Genomic DNA, 19,383 nt, shown 5'->3' on the forward strand with positions numbered 1-19,383 from the left:
TTTATAAACACTTCATAAATGGAGTAGGGACTCACCTATTTATTGTTCCCCTCTTAACCTTACTCCTAACTTTTCTTGATCTAATTACCCAATTAATTTAAAAAATTAATTTAAAAAGGTAATCTTAATATACGTGTTGATGCATTTTTTAGGCGATCGCCAAATGTGGGAACTGTCCAGCCCTGAACTGATGCGCTTTCTACCATTTGACGACCTAAAGGAGTCAGACGAAAACTATCTGTAATTCCTTGTCCGTCAACTTCGCGACGCAATAAACCTACTTCAATTAACCATACCAAAGCATTATCTGCCGCTAATTCCGACAAGGGACGTTTTGTGTAGTTGTTTTTTACGCCATTACTCCCAGCAATTTCACCCATTGCTATTCGTCCTGCGAGCATCTGCTGAAATAAGCTTAAATTAAAAGGAGAACATCTGAGGGCTAGGGAAGCTCTTTTTTGGGTTTGCGAATCCACAGCAGGCATTTTAGATATATTGATATTGTTTTTACATACTATATTAATCGTAATATTGATTTAATTTAAACATAAATTGATAATTTACTCGATTTATCTGATTTACGCTCACTTAAAGATGGATTTTCTCTAAGATACAGAGCTATATTTGGGAATCAATACAGCGACACTTTGGTTATAAATTGAAAAATATAAATTGTCGCGATCGCTAAATTTTAAACAAATTAATCAAGTAGCTAATTATTTTTTTCGACAAGATATATGTAGTATCTTTCTTCAGCAATAATACTGTTTCTAAATTCCTTAATTTTGGTAATTTTTAACTGAGTGTTTGTTACCTCAAGTGGCTCACTCAAGATTAAAACATTTTTTTTCAAATTATCTTTTATTGCAGAATCTACTTGATTAATTAATTTTGATTGATTTTCTAAATATATTCTTTGTTTATTATTAAAGAAACTACCTAACTTATTATATTCTATGTAAAATATTTGTTTATCTATATAAGCAGAAATTGGCGATACTGTAGTATCTTTACTACCGAGAATAAATTCTTCGCTTAATCCTTGTTTTTGAATAAATTCTGCTGCAACCTTACTTCTAGAAAATGGATAAGTTAAATCCATGGTATAAGCATAAAAACCTGAAAACATCTGAACTGTTAAAATAATTGTGATAGCTTTGTTCTGATATTTTTGACAAAAATTAGTCAAATTCGTAATCTTTTGCCAACGTTTAGGAATTTTATCTGATGGATGAAAACATCTACTAATCCATATACAAGCTAAAAAGAGAAAAAATAAATGACCATGATGTCTTAATGTTCCCTGCCATTTGAACCAGGTAAACAAGAATATTGTAAAATTTCCAGATAAATATAGAAATAGAACTATCGGTTTATCGATAAATATTAAGACTGAGAATAATAGTAAAAATAAAGATAAAAATAAAGCGACTAATGTCAGATAAGGTGAAATAAATGTAATATTTGTACTCCAAAAGTGGTATTCTAAAAAGTTAGGTATTGGCACGTAACTATACCAAATTGACCTTAAAGTATATCCCAAACGTTTGAACAAATTTAATATTAATTCAAATTTAGATACTGTTGCAGTTTCTCCTAGATTTTGTTGTATATCGTTAGTTGTATCTTGTATAGCTGCTGGAAGTATTTGTAAAATTGATAATCCTATACCTAAACATAAAATTAATAAACCTATAAGTAGATTTTTTATCTGTTGGCGAGTTATGTTATTTTGATTGATTCTATATTCTCTAATCCTATCGAGAATTAGAGTAGCACTTAAGCATAAACAAATAATTAAGCCGTATACATTGGTATTTGCTAGAAGTGCTAAAGTTAAAAATGTAGTGATATAATTTATATTTATACGAGTAAATAAATAACAAAAAATAAAAACTAATAATATTCCTAAATTATAATTTCTACTAATTAGATTATATTCAAATAAAGAAAAATAGCTAAATGTAAAAAAGGTTTTTTGTACTAGATTAAAAGGCGATTTTTTAACGAATATGTAGACAATAGCAGTAGAAATCAGGATATGAAAAAACTGCATTGCAAAAGGATTGCGAGTAATTTTAGTAATCAAAAATAAACATAAATGCCATAATCCTGGATGCCCTTCATATTTTAAATTTTCATATAAATCAGTTAAGTTTGAAGCATCTCTGGCAATTAACCATGCTTGAGTTTCATCGCGCCACATTTCATGATTGATAATGCCGATAAAACTCAAAATAAAAAATACTAATATTAGACAATTAGAATAAGTAATATATTTGGAAAAAAAGCCACGATTTTTATTGAGGCTTTTACGAGTCCTTATCATTGGTGATTTTCCCTGATTTATTTAATTTGAGTGAAAATTTTGATTAAAAATACTGCAAAATCTCAAATCCAGTTAATTATTAGTCTGATAATTTTTTTCCCAGAAAAAGCCTGCGACACCAGCAACTTGAGAGATAAATAATAATGCAGAGAGTAACAATTTTGGCTGAGGTGTTGGTTGCGATAAAGGATAGGTTAATAAATTCCAATAAAATGAAATTGGTTCAACTTTAATTTGTGTATCAGCGCGTTTAGCTCGGATTTGATGAAAACAAAAAGCACCGCGTCCATAATGAAAATGCTGTCGCCAGTAACTTGATAATGTCAAATTATGAGCGTGGTACACTTGGACTTCCGGCGCATAAACCATTTTATTCCCAAATTGCAGCCAGCGATCGCAAAATTCCCGGTCTTCTCCTGCTGCTAGGGGAAAAGTTGTATCAAAACCGCCAAGAGCTTGAAAGCGCTTCGATGGTAAGGCAAAATTATTAGACGCGAAAAAGTTTGAACGTTTGGCACCTAAATTGTAATAATTATATAAATAATCAATTAGTACTTGACTAGTGGTTGAATAAAGATTATCGGGAAGAGCATTTAACGTTTTACCACCGATCATACTATCTGGGTCTGTAATAAAACGTGCTGCTAATTTGTTTAACCAATCCGGAAGGGGTTTACAGTCATCGTCGGTAAAAGCGAGGAAATCTCCTTTTGCAAGTTTAGCACCAGTATTACGAGCGCTAGCCGGACCAGCATTTTTTTGTTTGAACAGCGTGATTTTTAATTGATTGTGGAAACGCTCTACTACTGGTTCTAGCGACATTTTACTACCATCATCAACCACCACAACTTCAAAGCGATCGCGGGGATATTCCAACTTAGTCAAAGATTCCAGACACTGAGTAAGTCGTTCGGGACGGTTATAAGTTGGGATAACGATTGAAATAAATGGGTTTGATTGATTAATGTTGTTCATCTTGTTGATGTTTTTGATATTTTTGATATTTGCAAATTAATGAGATTTTTAACGCAATTGTTTTAAGTTTTGCAAGACTTCCATGATTGATTTTCTACCTTCAGGAAGCACGAACCACAATAATATATAGTTAAGGCAAAAAATCATAAAACTAACTGATAAAGTCATAATTAAGTTGTCAAAATTAGGCAATACTTGTTTGCACAGATAAAGGACAACTGCTGCACTAATTGAAGAAAACGCTGGACAAGCGATTGCTGATAAAAAATCTTTCCCAGTCAGAGGTGATGTTTTTAAACAAAAAGCTACTGATGGATAAGTCAATAAACAAATCCCGATAGTGTAACCAGTTGCAACACCAAAAGCCCCCCATTGCGAACCGATTACCACACCCGCGATCGCAATGGGTGTATGAATCAATCCCCAGCGAAATTGCTGCTGTGTCTGGCCTGCGGATACATAAAGCCATTTTGTCACTCGGTACATACTACCGACGAATACCGCCACACTCAGCATTCTAAATAAAGGAACAGCCCCTAGCCATTGATTTCCTAACAGTAATAGAATTATATTTTGAGCTTCAACAAAGGAAAATGCTAAAGCTGGCATACACAAAGCAAATAGTAACATTAAACCTTTGCGGCAGTAGCTACGGTATAAATTTGTGTCGTGGAGCGTGCGGCTAAAACTAGAAACTGCAACGTCAAAAAGTGGAAAATAAACCTGTTCAAAAGAAAAATAAGCCCATTTATAAGCAACTTGATAAAGTCCCAAGGCTGCAGCTCCACTCAAGTAACCAATTAGTATCCGGTCTAATTGCATACCGATACGCATGAGAAAGCGAAATCCAGTTAGATGCGCTCCGTAAGAAAACATTGCCTGGAAATCAGCGTTTGTTTTTTTATTTGTAATGTATTTTTCCGGTCGCCAAGGACAAATGATTAAATAAGCGATGCTTTGGATCAATTGCATCACAACCAACTGCAAGACCAAAGCCCAATAACCCCAACCGACAATAGCCGCACCAATTGCGATCGCAGCAGACACAACCAAGGAAACAACTTCAATTGTTGTCAGTATACCAAAATGCATCTGTCGCTTTAACAGTGACTTATGCACGAATGTCAAACAAACTGCGAGAAAACCAAAGGTCATGAGAAGGGTAATTCCGATTAACTCCTGTTCTCCATAAAAGCGAGCAAGAATCGGAGCCATGATGAGCATCAAGCCAACAATTACGGTGTTGACTTTCAACGACAGCCAAAAGCTAGCACTAAGTTGCTGATTATCGAGTTCTTCCCGTTGTACGGTAGCAGTTTCTAAACCAAAATTACTCAAACTGTCAGCAAAAGACAGCAAAGGCATTACCATGGCAACTAGACCGAAGTCTGTTGGTGTTAAAATTCGAGCCAGTATCGCTGTTGAAGCAATTCCCACAGCTAGTTTTACTGGTTGAGCAGCAAAGTTAATTAAACCAGATAAAAGTGACCGACGCTTCAAGTCGGAACGGAGGGTATCGATGTTTAATTGACGATTGAATTTCATATTTAAAATCCCTCCGTTGCGGATATTTTATACTTTATCAACAGAATTTGAGTTTTTCAGATCAATATCCTTAACCCAACACAACAGTTGTAAAAACCCGACTTCTCACCCAACGGAAAGAATTAAGATACCAGGATTTTCTATTCCCAGTTCCCTACTCCCTACTCCCACTACTTATAATTTCTTGATAAATATCTAAAAAACCTTGGGTGCGTCGTTGTTCGCTAAACTCTTCAATTGCTCGCTTGCGTCCAGCTTGTCCCATTTCTTCTGCTAATTCACGATTACTCAGTAACTTGATCAAAGCATTCCCTAGGGCTGCAACATCTCCTGGTGGAACTAAAAAACCTGTTTGATCGTGGTTGACAATTTCTGGTTGTGCGCCGGTACTACTAGCAATTACCGCCGTACCCCGCATCATTGCCTCTGTAGTCACATTGCCAAAGGGTTCCGCCCACAATGAAGGTACTACTTGCACCCAAGCTGCATCAAACTGTTGCTCCAATTCTTCACGGGGTATGTGTCCGAGCCATTTAACGCTTTCATTTATTCCCAGTTCTTCAGCTAAAGCTGTTAAATTTGCCGCTTCTACTCCTTGACCTGCAATAATTAATTGAGCTAATGGTACTTGTACCTTTACCCGTGCAAATGCTTTTAATAAAACGTCAACTCCTTTTTCTGAAACCAACCGTCCTGCAAAAACAACTGTTGCTGGCTCTCGCAGGGGTGGACGCTGCTTTCTTTGCGGTACACCGTTGTGAACTACTTTAACTGGTGCAATTCCATCTGCTTCTAAATTGACTTTCATTGCATGACTCAATGCCACCACTGTATTGAAAACGTGTCGCCAACGCAACCAAAGCTGTCGTTGTACCATAAATACCGTCCATGATTGGGGTGTAAGACAACCATGATTTAAGCAAGCTTTTCCCGCTTTGTATTTACAAGGACTGCCATCGGGTAGTAATTTAGTTCCCAAAGGGCAGATTGCCTTGTACACTGCTGTTTGATATAGACATGGTATTTTTTCAAGCAATGGTAAAATCAACGGTGAAAGTTGCCACATAAACATTCGCACGTGGACTACATCCGGTTGAAATTCATTTAAAACGCGGCGTAAATTCAGATAAGCGGAAACATTCGCAGTCTGAGAAATCACTTGAAACAGCGAATTTGTACCAAAGCAACTGTATTCACAAAGCAAAGGACTATCAGCTACTGGTTTCGCTTTGCTAGAAAACAAACGCACATCATGGGACAAGGAACGTAAGTTATCCCGTAGGGAAAGCATCTGAGTTTCCGCACCACCAGTAGCTGTACCAACATCATTTAGCAGAAGAATTTTCATTGAACCCAAAATTTAGAAGCATAAATTATTTATATTTCATGCTTCGGGCGATAATGTTTGTTGGGAAGCTATAGCCGGAGTTGTTTGAGGTTGAAGATATTTTTTGGCATAAACACTTGTAAGATAGCGATTGAGTAACTTTTCTACAGGTGCAAATAAGCCATACATCAGCACTTTTTCCAGAAATTGATTTTCAATACCCAAAGTTAGAAAGCGAACTATCGGCATCAGGATTGTACTTCTACGTCTCCAACCCAATGCTTTATATTTATGCTGAAAATATCCGTCTTCAGCTAGATTCCATTTTTGACGTAATCGTGATAAGCTTTCCAATTCCCATGCATCACTCCAGCGCAACATATAATAATGCATATCACTGAATTTTAAAGGTGATGTGGGAACATAGGTGACAAGACTTGCTGGTTCAAAATAAACAGTACCTCCAGCTTTGATCACATTCATACAAAAGTCGAGATGTTCTTTTGTATTCAGCATTTGTCGATCAAACACACCCAAATGTTTAAATATATCAGTGCGAACCAACATACAGTGAAACTCGCACAATTCGGTTGCTGTACGCTGTAATTGTACTCGCGGATCTGTAATTTGTTTGCCTTGCTTGTACATTTTCTCACGCAAACGCCGCCGACCTTTTTTGTCAACAACAATATGCGATTCTCCACCAGCAAAGTGAATTTCTTGGTGTAACGGCAAATATTGAAACATTAATGGTCCAACCACTGTCGCTTCAGTATCTTCCGCACAATCTATCAAAGCTTTTAACCATCCAGCAGCAGGAATAATATCGTTATCTGCAAACAGAACATATTTGGTATCGACTTCAGCTAAACCGATATTTCTCGCGTTATTGGGAGTCAGGTAATAGTCGGTGCGAATTAATTTAAAACCTTTTTCCTGGGCTTGATTTTGCAAATATTCCCGTACTTTCTTCGGAGAATTACCGTCTACATACACTAATTTAAAAGGAATCTGAGTATTTTCGTAAATACTCTCTAAGGACTCACGAGTATAGCTAAAACGTTCGCGAGGTGATACAACAATTGTTACTTGAGGTTCGTTCATAAGCTAGCTGCATTTCAATATTAAAATTTAGTGAGATCACAAGTCGGGTTTTTAGCATAAGTATCTGTAATACAACAAAATGGTTATAAAAACCCGACTTCTGTCGTTTATCATTTACATCAAGCCACTTATAATTTACTTCCCTATTACTTATTTATTTGATGCTACAACAGTTAAATTATTATCATCTTCCGATGAAGTCACTTGCTTCCACTCTTCTTTAGTAAAGTCTTCATGATAAGAACGCTCGGTATTAACCTCCCACAAATCGTGTTTTTCTCCCAAGAGATTTTTCGCTGCTAACAAAGCTGTCAGCATGGAATGGTCTTGATTATTATAACGATGCATTCCATTTCGACCAGTTGTTTGGAGATTTTCAAAACCTTGCAAATAATTTTGAATTACTTCTAAATGCTGGCGATAATCGCCATCGTAAACTGGATAAGCTTTCGGTTGACGAATCACAACTCCGTCTTCTACAACCGCACCTTTAGCTAATCCTAATACTTCCAATTCCTGCTTCGCTAACTCGATTAATTCTGCATCTGTCTTTGACCACAGAGGGTCGCCAATGTTACAAAAATATTCCATACCCAAACAAGTTTTACTAGCATCGGGAACCATTGCAGCACTCCAATTTTTGAAGTTCTGAATCCGTCCTACTTTCACTTCTGAAGCGTGAATATAAATCCAATTGTCGGGAAATAAATCTGGTGCATCTATAATCAAGGACACAATCAGAAAATCCCGGTATTTCAAACCGTTTGCAGCTTGTACCACTTCATCTGGTAGACTTGGATTCATTTTCTGAACTAACAGATTCAGAGGCATACTAGAAATAAAATTCTCTCCCTCAATTTGAATCAGATTATCATCCCGTTGAGCAATCACTTTAGTGATGCGCTTTCCTTGACGCTCCATTCCCAGTACTTTTGTATTTAAATGCACTTCACCGCCAGCTTCTTGTATCTTTTCGGCAAAGCGCTCCCACATCATCCCCGGTCCTAATCTAGGGTAATCAAATTCTTTAATTAGAGTTTTAGTGTCATTTTTACCAAACAATGCATTGAGAACTGCGGTTTTTACAGACAAACCTTTGATGCGCTGCGCTGCCCATTCTGCTTGAATCTGAGTACAGGGAATACCCCAAACCTTCTCAGTATAAGTTTTAAAAAAAGTTTTATAAAGACGTTGACCAAAACGATTTGTTACCCATTGTTCTAAATTATCTTCTACCGGCAGGGGTCTGCGTTTGGCTTCCAAGTAAGACCAAATAATCAAGAAACTTTCGGAAATTCCCAATTTTTGCAGAGTATCAAAAGCACTTAAAGGATATTGAAAAAATTTGCCTTGATAATAGATGCGCGACATACGCGGAGTCTTGATAAAATCATCTTCAAGAACTTCATACCACAGGTCTTGTACTTCTTGAACTTTGGTAAAAAAGCGATGACCACCGATGTCAAAATGATATCCTTTATACTTCTCAGTCCGAGAGATTCCACCTACTGTGTCTGATTGCTCCAAGACAATAGGTTTAATCCCGTTCTTAACTAAATGATAAGCAGCAGTTAAACCTGCTGGACCGGCTCCGATAACGACAACTGGATGATTGTTCATAACTTCAAGTAAGGGTGTATTAGTTTCTATGGGATGAATTTCATGCAGTGGAGATATCTAACTTTGATAAGAACCACTGATGCCATAAATAGTTAGTTGTACCAACAGCAAAGGCTAAACCACCGTAGATGTAATAAAACCAATGCCAAGGAATGACGCGCAATGCGAACCCTAAGCCACGTTTATCATGAAAGAAACGATAAACTGCAAAATTTAGCCATAGCATGATTAGACTCAGTAGCGCAGTCACAGCCAAAAAACCAGACCACCACCAGGCTGCAACTAAAGTAGCTAAAATTGCATAAATCAAAACTACGCTTAAACGACTAGATACCCCTAAGTTCAAGTCATTATCTAATTGACGTTGACGCAAAATCAATTCTGTCCAAGGCAAAGCACGGTAGAAGATTTCTGCTTTTAATAAAGAAACAACACCCCATCGTTTCAGATGCTTTACCTGTAAATCTTTCACAAGCTTAATTTTATAACCACCCCGTCTAATACGGTACCCTAGTTCGATATCTTCTATACTAGGTCGTCGATAGCTCTCATTAAATCCACTCAAAGAAAGAAATATCTCGCGACGGATTGCGCCACAAGCACCCCAAAATGTGAAGGCTTCTTGACTCGCTATTTGATGAGTGTAATGGTGAAATAAATTTTTATACTGCGATAAAAAGTTACTTGCTCCCGGTTCGTCATCATAGGAGCCAATCAAGGCAGCTAAATCGGATTCATTTTCAAAAGCTTTTTTGACTTGACTAATTGCATCTTGAGAAATGACTACATCAGCATCAACGAAGTAGAGTATATCCCCCGTGGCTACACTCGCACCTAAATTCCGGGCTTTCGCAGGACCTGCATTTACAGCCATCCTGATTACCTTTGCGCCAAATTCTTCCGCTACCAACCAAGAGCCATCTGTATCTGCATCGGAGACAACTATGATTTCATCTGGATAAATTGTTGATTCTTTCAGGCTAGACAAGCATAGACGAAAGCTATCCCCTCCATTGTGTACTGGGATAATTACTGAAATACTTACCTGAGTAGGAGTATGCATTGTAAGTTAATTCCTTATCACTCCATAAACAATTCAATTGTGTATTTATTTAGCTTCTTTTTGAATGAGTATACAGGAAAATGCGGATTTTTTAGACGACCCTTTTATGCCCTTTGTTACTTACTTTAATTATTAGAAAGCAATAAAGGGCTATTTAAAACACATTAAACAAAAATTTGCCTTAACTTTACAAATATAAAGTTTTGATGAACAAGATAAATATACCCATAGAGAAGTATTTGAAAAAACATATATTTTTTGGTAGTAGTAAAATAAGTTACTTGGAATTTCAAGTACAATATAGAAAATAATTTATTCATAAATTGCAGCGGATGGGAATTTGATTAAGCTTTTTTTATCGAGAATATTTATTGATTTTAAATACCAGAATACGATTAATAATGGAAGCACATATTTATCCCAAGGATATGCCTTCATCATTAATCCACAGTTGATTAATAAAAGCCAAAAAGCAAGATTGAGACGATTAAAAAATCTCAAACAAGTAATTAATGCTAAAAAATAAAATACAGTCAATCTCAAAAAGTCGTTTGGAAGTAATATTGTGGCGACTTTAATTAAAATTCCGTGAGCTTCTAAAAGTGGAAAAATGATAAATAATAACAACAAAACAGCAGCAAAAAATATATTATTGCGCGTCAATAAATTTTGTATTCTCAATTTAGGACGGAACAAAATTAATTCTGGAATTACAAAATATAAACCAACGCAACTGAGAGAAAAATAACTACCACTAAGGTCTATTGACCATAAGTTTTGTTGTACCTTTGGTACTGTACGTGCTACCATACCTGCTTCAGGGGCTATACCTCGAAAAAATAATAACCATCCTACTATTGATAGTGAAGCAATTAATGGCATTAACCAACGAAGAGGATTTATTCGAGTTTTAGCTAAATCATTTGTTTCGATAGTTCCCAGTTCTTGTTCACTATTTTCTGAGTATGAATTAGCAACTTTTTTTAAGCCATATATTCGCATTTTAATGATTAAATAATTAATTAGTTCAAAAATAGCGATCGCCAAAGGAAAAGCTAGCATAAATTGACGCGATGCAATTGCTAAAATAAATGCAAAGCTACTAAGTATATGTTGAGAGCGAAGATAAAACCAAAATCCTAGGAATACAAAAAAAACAGCGATAATATCAGTATAAAGACGACCACTTAAAATTAAATAGTAAGGAAATAATAATAAACCGCATACACTTAAAACTGATTTTTTCGTCACTTTGCCTTTTGGTAAGCCAATAAGACAAGTCATCAAAAAAGAAATGATAAAATTTAAAAATCTTCCAGCAAAAATTCCACCTTTAAACAGATATTCCAATCCTCCAAACATCATAAACGGCAATGGAGTATTAAGTTCACCGTAATTTCTGAGCAATTCTAAACTGGGAATCAAACTATAGCTAAATCGTAAACTTGTTTCCCAGTAATGTGGTTCGTCAGTCGTTGCGGAATATTGAAGTTTATTTAGAGCAAGAAATAATAATAAGTAAATAACACCTATAGAAATTAAAAAATATATATTAAACAAGTATGTTTTTTTGATTTCAGGTCTAAAATGATTATTTATTTTCATGGCAATTAACTTAAGTAAAGTTTTTACTTACACCAATTCTATATGAGGTTGCGCTATATTTCCCCATGTCCTTACGGACACGCGCTCGCCGCACGCTCCGCATGAACGCTAACACTCGGCATCCCTATACAAGCAAAGCCCACCGGAGGTGGTGAGCGTGCATATTCATACAAAAACGGCATTACATAGAAAACAATAGAGTATAGGGTTTGAAATATAGGATAGGTAGCTGAGTGATCAAGCCAAGTTACAAGCAATTAGATAATTATCAAACTCTCATATTTTTTGCTTTATGAATAATGTTTTTATCTAAAATTTCGATTGATTTGAAATACCAGAAAACAATTAACAGGGGAAGTAAATATTTATCCCAAGGATATGCTTTTATCATTAATCCGCTATTTACCAATAGAATCCAAAAAGCAAGATTGGGGCGTTTGAAAAATCTCCAACAAGTAATTAATGCTAAAAAATAAAATAAAGTTAATCTCAAAAAGTCGTTTGGAAGTATTTTTGCGACTTTAATTAAAATTCCGTGGGCTTCTAAAGGTGGAAAAATGATAAATAACAATAATAAAACGACAGCTAAAAATATATTAGTGCGCGTCAATATTTTTTTGATTCTTAACTTAGGACGAAACAAAATTAATTCTGGAATTACAAAATATAAACCAACACAAGCTAAAAAATACAGGCTACTATTTAACTCAATTGACCACCAATTCAATTGAACTTCTGGTGTAGAACGTTCTGTAATTGCAGCTTGAGGAGCTATTCCTTTGAAAAGCAAAAACCAACCAAAAATAGAAAAGGAAGCAGTTAGTGGTGCAAGTATACGAATCAGTTGGTGCTTATATTTTTGATGAGATTGAGTTTTTCCGCCTTGTTGATAATTGATAAACTTTATTTTTAAATATTTGAAAAGTTCATAAGCTGTAATTGCTAAAGGAAATACTAGCATATATTGGCGCGATGCAATTGCTAATACAAAGCTAATTCCACTAAAAATATGTTGACAACGGATATAGAACACAAATCCTATTAATACAAAAAAGCTAGCAATAATATCCGTATAAAGATGTCCGCTTAACCATAAATAGTAAGGAAATGATATTAAGCCACATAAAGCCAAAAATGAATTTTTTCTTGTTTTATTGATAGGTAGTCCAATAATACAAGTCATTAAAAAAGACAGAAAAAAATTGAACAGCCGTCCAACGAAAATTCCACCTTTGAATAAAAATTCTAAAAATCCAAAGATGATAAATGGCAATGGTGTATTTAATTCTTGGTAATCTTGTAACCAAGTTTGAGGAGGAATTAAGCTACGACTAAATATTAAACTTGTCTGCCAAAAATTGGGTTCATCCCATATTGGAGAAAATTGCAGCTTATTTAAATATAAAAATACGATAAAATATAGTACACAAATAGCAACTAAAAAGATTTTCGCGTATTTACTAGTGCCTGTTTCTGTTGATAGCATTAATCGATTTAATCTATACAGATAGTGATTGTTTATAATGTTACTTTTGGAAAAATGTCAAGTAAGTTATTTAAATCACATATCTGTTTAAATTAAGTAAATTTTAGTACTCATAAGAAAACTCCGTAGACTGTTCAAAAAGACTCAGTAGGTTTTCTAATAAGAATTTCCTATTCCCTATCCCCTTGAGATTAACAATGGTTGATACCGATCAATAATTTATAGATTAGTAGAGATTTAAGATAAAATACTCATTGCAATCTAATAAATTAAATTAAGATTATGGCTCTATCAGTTGGAACCCAAGCACCTAATTTCACCACCAAAGATACCAATGGTAATACCGTTTCTTTGTCAGATTTTAAAGGTAAAACAGTAGTTTTGTACTTTTACCCCAAAGACGATACTTCTGGATGTACTAAACAAGCTTGTAGCTTCCGCGATGCTCAATCCCAATATCAAAGTAAGGATATTGTAGTTTTAGGTGTAAGTGCAGATGATCAAGTTTCTCACCAAGCTTTTACCCAAAAATACAATCTCAATTTTCCCTTACTAGTTGATACCGAAAAAAACTTAATCCATGCTTATGATGTTGACGGTGGTGGTTACGCAAAGCGCGTTACCTACGTGATTGACGGTGAGGGTAAAATCATCAATGTTGACTCTAGTGTAAATACAACTACCCACGCTGAAGATGTACTAAAATCTTTAGGTTTATAATTTCCACATTATTGACACTCCCCACGCATAGAATGCGGGGGATTCTTGGTTCACGGATACAACTTAACCGAACAGGATTTCTCCAATCCGACCAGTGGTTCTATCTCCCCAAGCTTATAAGATCCGGTGTGCCCCACCGTACTTAATCCCTTCTGCAAAATATTAATTGCTGCATTAATATCCCGATCTTCTATGTATCCACAATAATTACAAATATGGGTTCTAGTTGATAGAGACTTTTGCACTTTTTCACCGCAATTAGAACAATTCTGACTAGTATTATGGGGAGCAACAGCAATTGTTAACTTTCCATATTTATAGCCAAAATAATCCAACCAGCGACGAAATAAGGACCATCCTGCATCAGTTATCGACTTAGCTAGATTTCGATTTCTTACCATACCTTTAACATTCAAATTTTCATAAGCTACCAAATCGTTAGATTGGATTAAACGGAGTGCTACTTTTTTAACAAACTCTTCTCGCTGCCTACTTACTTTTAAATGTTTACGGGCATAACGGATTCTAGCTTTATGATAATTTTGAGACTGTGGTTTACCTTTTTTATACTTTTTAGATTTGTGACGATTCAGACGGTTTAATTGTCTTTCTCCCTGACGATAAAACTGTGGATTATCTTCGATGTTTCCTTGACTATCACTCAAGAAATATTTAATCCCGACATCAATTCCTACAGCTTTCTGGCTGGGAGTTATAGGTTTTACCGTATCTAAGCGGTCTAGCTCTACGGAAAATTGTACGTAATAACCATCCGCACGACGTACAATTTTGACTCGTTTGATTTGGCTTAATTGATAAAAATTTAAGTCTCTTGAACCGATCAGTTTAAAAGTACCTATATTCTTTTTATCGGTAAAAGTAATGTACTTTCTATCGTCTGATAGCTTCCAACCTGAAACTTTATATTCAAGGGAACGAGTATTTTTCTTAAATTTAGGATACCCTTTTTTACCTAAAACATGGTTTTTGCAATTAGCATAAAACCGATTGACTGCTTTTAAGACTCTTTCTACAGCAGTTTGACAAGCATGAGAATTCAAGTCCTCTACAAACTTAAATTCTTTTCTTAACAACGTGTTGTATCGAAACATTTCGGTTTTACCTATACCACGATTATCCATCCAAAAACGAAGCACTTTATTTCGGACAAATTGATATGTCCGCAGGGCTTCAGAAATGGCTGATATTTGTTGTGGTTTCGGTTTAACTTTAAATTCGTAGATCAACACGTTTGATACTTATAATGTAGGTATCACAACACATCATATCATATATTTAACTGTGCGGGGAATAAATTCCCCACGGGTTTATCCCCACGAATGAATCCGGGGGCTTGCACCCTCCGAGTTTCGGTCATAAAAATGTAGAGACGGGATATATCACGTCTCTACATCTGTAATTCATATCTAAATTCAGTTAATTTTAATTCCCAGAAGCGGGTGTTTGCCCTGGTGTATAAACTGGGAATGCAAAGTCAAAATTACTCGGTTGTTGTCCGTTTGTCGATTGCTGTTGACGTTGTTGCAGCAAACGTTCTTGCTTTGCACGGAATAAGTCTGCTTCAGAATTAATTTGCTGCCGATTTTGAGAAGAAAAACCTTGCCAGTCTAAGGTTCCAAAATTTGCTCGGTGAATCAAACTCATTGGATTAAAATTACCATCTTGAGGTCCGTAGATGGAATCTCCATCACCTTGTTTTGTATCAAATGTATTGTTTTGATAGCTAGATGGTATGGAAAGCTCTTGACTGCTTTGAGCCAAACTCGCTTGAGGTAAAATTATACAAGCAATGCCAAATCCGGTAACAGTAGCAGCAACTAGTTTATTAAGTTGTGAAATCGATATTTTCATCAAATTTTCCCCTTTTATGACTCCAATTAATACTTCTATTTTACGCAAGAGTACGACGTAGGCGGGGTTGAATGCTCAATAATGCTACAACCGCAAAGCCTAACAATACTAGTATTGCACCGCCAAAAGTTACATCACCCCAAAAAGCGTGCATCACTATACTATTTAATCCCCAACTTTCATGTTGGTAAAGATAGCGGATTGGCTCAATTGCATAGCTCAGAGGATTGATTGTGGCGATAACCTGTAACCATTGAGGCATAAATGACAAAGGAGCTAAAGCCGTACTGGCAAATAATAAAGGTAAGTTAGTCACGAAGATGACTGCGATTAACTCAATGTGTCCCGGTAGTGCGAAGGCTAAACCCAAGGAGAGAGCCGTTACACCCAAAGCCAGTAGAAACACGATTAAAGCAATGGTAGCTAAACCCGCTGCATCGGGGATACCCGCTCCCAAAAATGCCGCAGCCCCCACAATTACCGCTGCTTGCAGCAAAGTTTGACTGATAATAAAGATTGCCGAAGCAAAGACAATAGAAAAACGTGACGCTAAAGGAGCAACTAATAACCGATTTAAAAAGCCAAATTCTCGGTCAAACATAATCGGTAAACCAGCATTCAGCGCTCCACCAAAAGCTGTGAATACTATTATCCCAGCAGCTAAAAATTCAGCGTAATTTGTCGTATTGCCAAAAATTCCTTTTGGTGCATTTTGAAAAAGTGCGCCAAATAACACCAACCACATTACAGGTTGAATAATACTAGCTACTAAAGTTGAAGGACGACGCTGTAACTGAATAAATAGACGACGAGTTAAAGCCAAAGTTTCTTGAACTAACTCAGAGAAAACACTTTGATTCGCATCACTGTACAGTTGTGGTGATGCTATTTCTTGTAAATTAATATCTGCTGACTTGGAAGATAAAACTGTGCCACTCATAACGATTTTGGATTTTAGATTAAAACAGTTGACAGTTGACAGTTGACAGTTGACCTCTAACCTTTAACCTTTGACCTCTAACCTACTTCATACTTTGTTTCTTTTCAGCTTTCATATCACGAGTTCCTACCGCAGCAAATTCGGCATCCATCAAGGTACGTCCTGTTGCTGCGAGGTAAACATCATCTAAACTCGGACGAGATTGGGCAATCCCAAAGGTGGGTAAACCGGCATTATTTAAAGCTTGCTGTATAGTAATCAAAGCATCTTGATGCTGGGTAACAACCAAGTTTAAGGAATTACCTTGAGCGCTGTTAATGATTGCTTCTTTGACAAAAGGTAGGGAAGTAAGTAAATTTTTGGCTTTTTGAGCTTCCTCATCCGAGGTAAACTCGCGAATGCGGAGAGTTATTCTATCTCCTCCTAATTTATCTTTTAATTGGGATGGTGTTCCTGTGGCAATTACCTCACCGCGATCGATTATTGCCACTCGATCGGACAAAGCGTCGATTTCTTCTAAATAATGGCTGGTAATTAATACTGTTGTTCCTGCTTCTCGCAACTTCCGCAGAAATTCCCACACCACAAAACGGCTTTCGATATCCAACCCTGCTGTTGGTTCGTCTAATACTAATAAATCAGGTGCGTGGAGTAATCCCGCAGCTAAATCCAACCGTTTGAGTAAACCACCGGAATAGGTTCCCGTCTTTTTGTTGGCGTATTCCTGTAAACCGAGTAAATCTAAAACATTTTCAATCCGCTGTTTTGTTACTTTTGCGGGTATATGATAAAGCGCTGCTTGGAGTTGCAATAATTCCCTTCCAGTCAGCACCTTATCTGGAGCAACCTCTTGAGCCACATAGCCAAGACGTTTCCTGGCATCTTTGGGATTATCGATTACCGAGATACCAGACACTTCAATTTTGCCCGCATCTGGAGTAGTTAAAGTACACAAAGCACGCAGAGTAGTAGTTTTTCCAGCACCATTAGGACCGAGTAAACCGAAAATTTCCCCTCGCTCTACCTGAAAGGAAATATTTTTAACGGCTTGGGTTGTACCGTAGTGCTTCTTTAAATTTTCGACTAAAACGGCAGGAGCCATTGACATTAACTCTTTAATATACAAATCTCAACAAATTCTATCTTCACTCTAGCATCGATTATATTCGTTGAGTTCCTTGACGAATTGGTTGAAAAGCAGTTTGCAGGCTCGTACCGATATACGTGAGCGCACAAGGCGTATAGGTCTACCACCAGACTTTTCTTTATCTAGAATTGCTCCAAGTTTTTTGGTAATTTCATTGGTTCGCGATCGCTTTGGCTCGACACTGGTAAAAACCCACTGCCAAAAAGCTTTACGACACAACGCGCTACCTCCAGAGACTTTTGACTTTTTCTTATCACCACTAGAATCTTGTGTTGGAGCCAATCCCATAACTTTTTGAAATTTACGCTCTGAAAGCCTACGTTTTAAGTGCTTGTTGGAATTTCTTGACTTGTGAAACTCTACTGTCTTTCCCCGCTTAACCACCCCCAAAGCAACGGAACATCACCATTACGACCGCGTGGTGACTTGGTAAGGGACTTCCAGAAAATTGCCACGCTAGATCCTGTCGCAACCTATTAATAATTGGACTTTGTACGCGGTTTAAATGCACGAGCCTTAAAATCAATTCCCTTATTCGTGATGTTGTCACGTCACCGAGTTGTTAAATACCGTGTTGGCGATATGTAATCAAAAGCGTAACAAGCAAGCGCAAGTGCATCAGCGTTATCATCTTTATCCGGTAAATTCAAATGAGAACTGCGATAGCTTCTAAGTTCTTTGTGACCTACTAGATTTACAGATACACCATTCTGTGCTAAATCTCTCTATATTTCGAGTGATATCGACCATTTAGTCAAATATTGCGAACAATAGCGCGATAGAATCCTTAATAACGCCAAATTCTAAGTATTTGTACCGCGTGAAAACAGACAGCATATTTTATCGCCTTTTTCAAGAATTCCCCAGCATCTTTTTTGAATTAATTGGTAATTCAGAGCAACTCGCAGATGTTTACGAATTCTCCTCCGTCGAAATCAAGCAAACAGCATTCCGAATTGATGGTGTTTTTCTTCCCAATCGAGGAGAAAACAACCCAATATATTTTGTAGAAGTCCAATTTCAAAGCGACGAAGAAATTTATTTACGGCTATTTTCAGAAATATTTTTATACCTGCGTCAAAACAAATCTAAAAATCCTTGGCAGGGAATAGTAATTTATCCCAGTCGCAGCGTAGATACAGCAGAAATATTTCATTACAGCGAATTCTTTCAAAGCCAACGTGTAAGAAGAATTTATCTTAATGAATTAGGAGAAACAACCTCTCTACCAGTGGGAATTGCTACCATAAAGTTAATCATCGAAGATGAAAATACTGCCATTGTGACAGCCAGAGATTTGATAGCAAGAACCCAGCAAGAAATCAATACCGAGCGACAGCAAAAACAGTTATTAGAATTGATAGAGACAATATTAGTTTATAAATTCCCGCTAATGAGTAGAAAGGAGATTGAAGCCATGTTTGGATTAAGCGATTTGAAACAAACAAAAGTTTATCAAGAAGCAGTCGAAGAAGGTAAAGAGCAAGGAATGCAGCAAAAAAGTTTAGAGCTTGTACCTGTATTATTGCGATTGGGATTAAGTTTAGAACAGATTGCAAACGAGTTAAATTTGAGCTTGGAGCAAGTTAGAAAACAAATAGAAAATTAATCCCAAAACCTTCAAGAGTAGAAAGGAGATTGAAGCCATGT

The 19,383-nt window shown here is 36.4% G+C and carries 17 protein-coding genes; 2 read left to right on the forward strand and 15 right to left on the reverse strand.

All coding sequences use genetic code 11. From position 1 onward, the window contains the following. Positions 1-110 precede the first annotated feature (110 nt). From IQ247_RS07680 to IQ247_RS07725, 10 genes are all read right to left on the reverse strand, one after another. Complete coding sequence (locus IQ247_RS07680; protein WP_193918681.1) at positions 111-485, reverse strand: Npun_F0494 family protein; 375 nt, start codon at positions 483-485, stop codon at positions 111-113. Between the two features lie 227 nt (positions 486-712). Then, positions 713-2,329, reverse strand: a complete 1,617-nt coding sequence (locus IQ247_RS07685; RefSeq protein WP_193918682.1) for a glycosyltransferase family protein — start codon at positions 2,327-2,329, stop codon at positions 713-715. 72 nt (positions 2,330-2,401) lie between these two features. Beyond that, positions 2,402-3,304 (reverse strand): glycosyltransferase family 2 protein, encoded by a 903-nt coding sequence (locus tag IQ247_RS07690; RefSeq protein WP_193918683.1) that lies wholly within the window; start codon positions 3,302-3,304, stop codon positions 2,402-2,404. 48 nt (positions 3,305-3,352) lie between these two features. Then, positions 3,353-4,849 carry a lipopolysaccharide biosynthesis protein gene (locus tag IQ247_RS07695; protein WP_193918686.1) on the reverse strand — a complete coding sequence of 499 codons (1,497 nt, stop codon included), beginning with the start codon at positions 4,847-4,849 and terminating at the stop codon, positions 3,353-3,355. A gap of 154 nt (positions 4,850-5,003) precedes the next feature. Continuing rightward, positions 5,004-6,197 carry a glycosyltransferase family 4 protein gene (locus IQ247_RS07700; protein WP_193918688.1) on the reverse strand — a complete coding sequence of 398 codons (1,194 nt, stop codon included), beginning with the start codon at positions 6,195-6,197 and terminating at the stop codon, positions 5,004-5,006. A 36-nt stretch (positions 6,198-6,233) separates the two neighbouring features. Further along, complete coding sequence (locus tag IQ247_RS07705) at positions 6,234-7,280, reverse strand: glycosyltransferase family 2 protein (protein WP_193918690.1); 1,047 nt, start codon at positions 7,278-7,280, stop codon at positions 6,234-6,236. 150 nt (positions 7,281-7,430) lie between these two features. Continuing rightward, positions 7,431-8,900, reverse strand: coding sequence for an NAD(P)/FAD-dependent oxidoreductase (locus IQ247_RS07710; RefSeq protein WP_193918693.1), 1,470 nt, complete (start codon positions 8,898-8,900; stop codon positions 7,431-7,433). A gap of 40 nt (positions 8,901-8,940) precedes the next feature. After that, positions 8,941-9,963, reverse strand: a complete 1,023-nt coding sequence (locus IQ247_RS07715; protein WP_193918695.1) for a glycosyltransferase family 2 protein — start codon at positions 9,961-9,963, stop codon at positions 8,941-8,943. 312 nt (positions 9,964-10,275) lie between these two features. Further along, positions 10,276-11,568 (reverse strand): glycosyltransferase family protein, encoded by a 1,293-nt coding sequence (locus tag IQ247_RS07720; RefSeq protein ID WP_193918697.1) that lies wholly within the window; start codon positions 11,566-11,568, stop codon positions 10,276-10,278. A gap of 268 nt (positions 11,569-11,836) precedes the next feature. Beyond that, positions 11,837-13,054 (reverse strand): glycosyltransferase family protein, encoded by a 1,218-nt coding sequence (locus tag IQ247_RS07725; protein ID WP_193918699.1) that lies wholly within the window; start codon positions 13,052-13,054, stop codon positions 11,837-11,839. Positions 13,055-13,336: 282 nt separating this feature from the next. On the opposite strand from IQ247_RS07725, the gene IQ247_RS07730 reads away from it, so the two are divergent. Continuing rightward, positions 13,337-13,774 carry a peroxiredoxin gene (locus tag IQ247_RS07730; protein ID WP_193918701.1) on the forward strand — a complete coding sequence of 146 codons (438 nt, stop codon included), beginning with the start codon at positions 13,337-13,339 and terminating at the stop codon, positions 13,772-13,774. A 50-nt stretch (positions 13,775-13,824) separates the two neighbouring features. Here IQ247_RS07730 and IQ247_RS07735 read toward each other — a convergent pair whose 3' ends face one another. From IQ247_RS07735 to IQ247_RS07755, 5 genes are all read right to left on the reverse strand, one after another. Continuing rightward, positions 13,825-15,024: an RNA-guided endonuclease InsQ/TnpB family protein gene (locus tag IQ247_RS07735; protein WP_193918703.1), complete on the reverse strand. Its 1,200-nt coding sequence runs from the start codon at positions 15,022-15,024 to the stop codon at positions 13,825-13,827. A gap of 193 nt (positions 15,025-15,217) precedes the next feature. Then, positions 15,218-15,646: a hypothetical protein gene (locus tag IQ247_RS07740; protein ID WP_193918705.1), complete on the reverse strand. Its 429-nt coding sequence runs from the start codon at positions 15,644-15,646 to the stop codon at positions 15,218-15,220. Positions 15,647-15,686: 40 nt separating this feature from the next. After that, on the reverse strand, positions 15,687-16,586 hold the full coding sequence (locus IQ247_RS07745; protein ID WP_193918708.1) for an ABC transporter permease: 900 nt from the start codon (positions 16,584-16,586) through the stop codon (positions 15,687-15,689). An 82-nt stretch (positions 16,587-16,668) separates the two neighbouring features. After that, positions 16,669-17,688 (reverse strand): ABC transporter ATP-binding protein, encoded by a 1,020-nt coding sequence (locus tag IQ247_RS07750; RefSeq protein ID WP_193918710.1) that lies wholly within the window; start codon positions 17,686-17,688, stop codon positions 16,669-16,671. Between the two features lie 48 nt (positions 17,689-17,736). Next, entirely contained in the window at positions 17,737-18,015 is a 279-nt protein-coding gene (locus IQ247_RS07755) for a hypothetical protein (protein ID WP_265579670.1), read from the reverse strand. A 538-nt stretch (positions 18,016-18,553) separates the two neighbouring features. Here IQ247_RS07755 and IQ247_RS07760 point away from each other — a divergent pair. Then, positions 18,554-19,342 (forward strand): Rpn family recombination-promoting nuclease/putative transposase, encoded by a 789-nt coding sequence (locus IQ247_RS07760; RefSeq protein ID WP_193918714.1) that lies wholly within the window; start codon positions 18,554-18,556, stop codon positions 19,340-19,342. Positions 19,343-19,383: the final 41 nt, after the last annotated feature.

The sequence above is a fragment of the Plectonema cf. radiosum LEGE 06105 genome, from assembly GCF_015207665.1.
In the GTDB taxonomy this organism is placed as follows: domain Bacteria; phylum Cyanobacteriota; class Cyanobacteriia; order Cyanobacteriales; family Nostocaceae; genus Rivularia; species Rivularia radiosa_A.

Excerpts from the sequence above, each read along its gene's own strand:
- IQ247_RS07680 (WP_193918681.1), bottom strand. The coding sequence starts at position 485 with ATGCCTGCTGTGGATTCGCAAACCCAAAAAAGAGCTTCCCTAGCCCTC.
- IQ247_RS07685 (WP_193918682.1), bottom strand. The coding sequence starts at position 2,329 with ATGATAAGGACTCGTAAAAGCCTCAATAAAAATCGTGGCTTTTTTTCC.
- IQ247_RS07690 (WP_193918683.1), bottom strand. The coding sequence starts at position 3,304 with ATGAACAACATTAATCAATCAAACCCATTTATTTCAATCGTTATCCCA.
- IQ247_RS07695 (WP_193918686.1), bottom strand. The coding sequence starts at position 4,849 with ATGAAATTCAATCGTCAATTAAACATCGATACCCTCCGTTCCGACTTG.
- IQ247_RS07700 (WP_193918688.1), bottom strand. The coding sequence starts at position 6,197 with ATGAAAATTCTTCTGCTAAATGATGTTGGTACAGCTACTGGTGGTGCG.
- IQ247_RS07705 (WP_193918690.1), bottom strand. The coding sequence starts at position 7,280 with ATGAACGAACCTCAAGTAACAATTGTTGTATCACCTCGCGAACGTTTT.
- IQ247_RS07710 (WP_193918693.1), bottom strand. The coding sequence starts at position 8,900 with ATGAACAATCATCCAGTTGTCGTTATCGGAGCCGGTCCAGCAGGTTTA.
- IQ247_RS07715 (WP_193918695.1), bottom strand. The coding sequence starts at position 9,963 with ATGCATACTCCTACTCAGGTAAGTATTTCAGTAATTATCCCAGTACAC.
- IQ247_RS07720 (WP_193918697.1), bottom strand. The coding sequence starts at position 11,568 with ATGAAAATAAATAATCATTTTAGACCTGAAATCAAAAAAACATACTTG.
- IQ247_RS07725 (WP_193918699.1), bottom strand. The coding sequence starts at position 13,054 with ATGCTATCAACAGAAACAGGCACTAGTAAATACGCGAAAATCTTTTTA.
- IQ247_RS07730 (WP_193918701.1), top strand. The coding sequence starts at position 13,337 with ATGGCTCTATCAGTTGGAACCCAAGCACCTAATTTCACCACCAAAGAT.
- IQ247_RS07740 (WP_193918705.1), bottom strand. The coding sequence starts at position 15,646 with ATGAAAATATCGATTTCACAACTTAATAAACTAGTTGCTGCTACTGTT.
- IQ247_RS07745 (WP_193918708.1), bottom strand. The coding sequence starts at position 16,586 with ATGAGTGGCACAGTTTTATCTTCCAAGTCAGCAGATATTAATTTACAA.
- IQ247_RS07750 (WP_193918710.1), bottom strand. The coding sequence starts at position 17,688 with ATGGCTCCTGCCGTTTTAGTCGAAAATTTAAAGAAGCACTACGGTACA.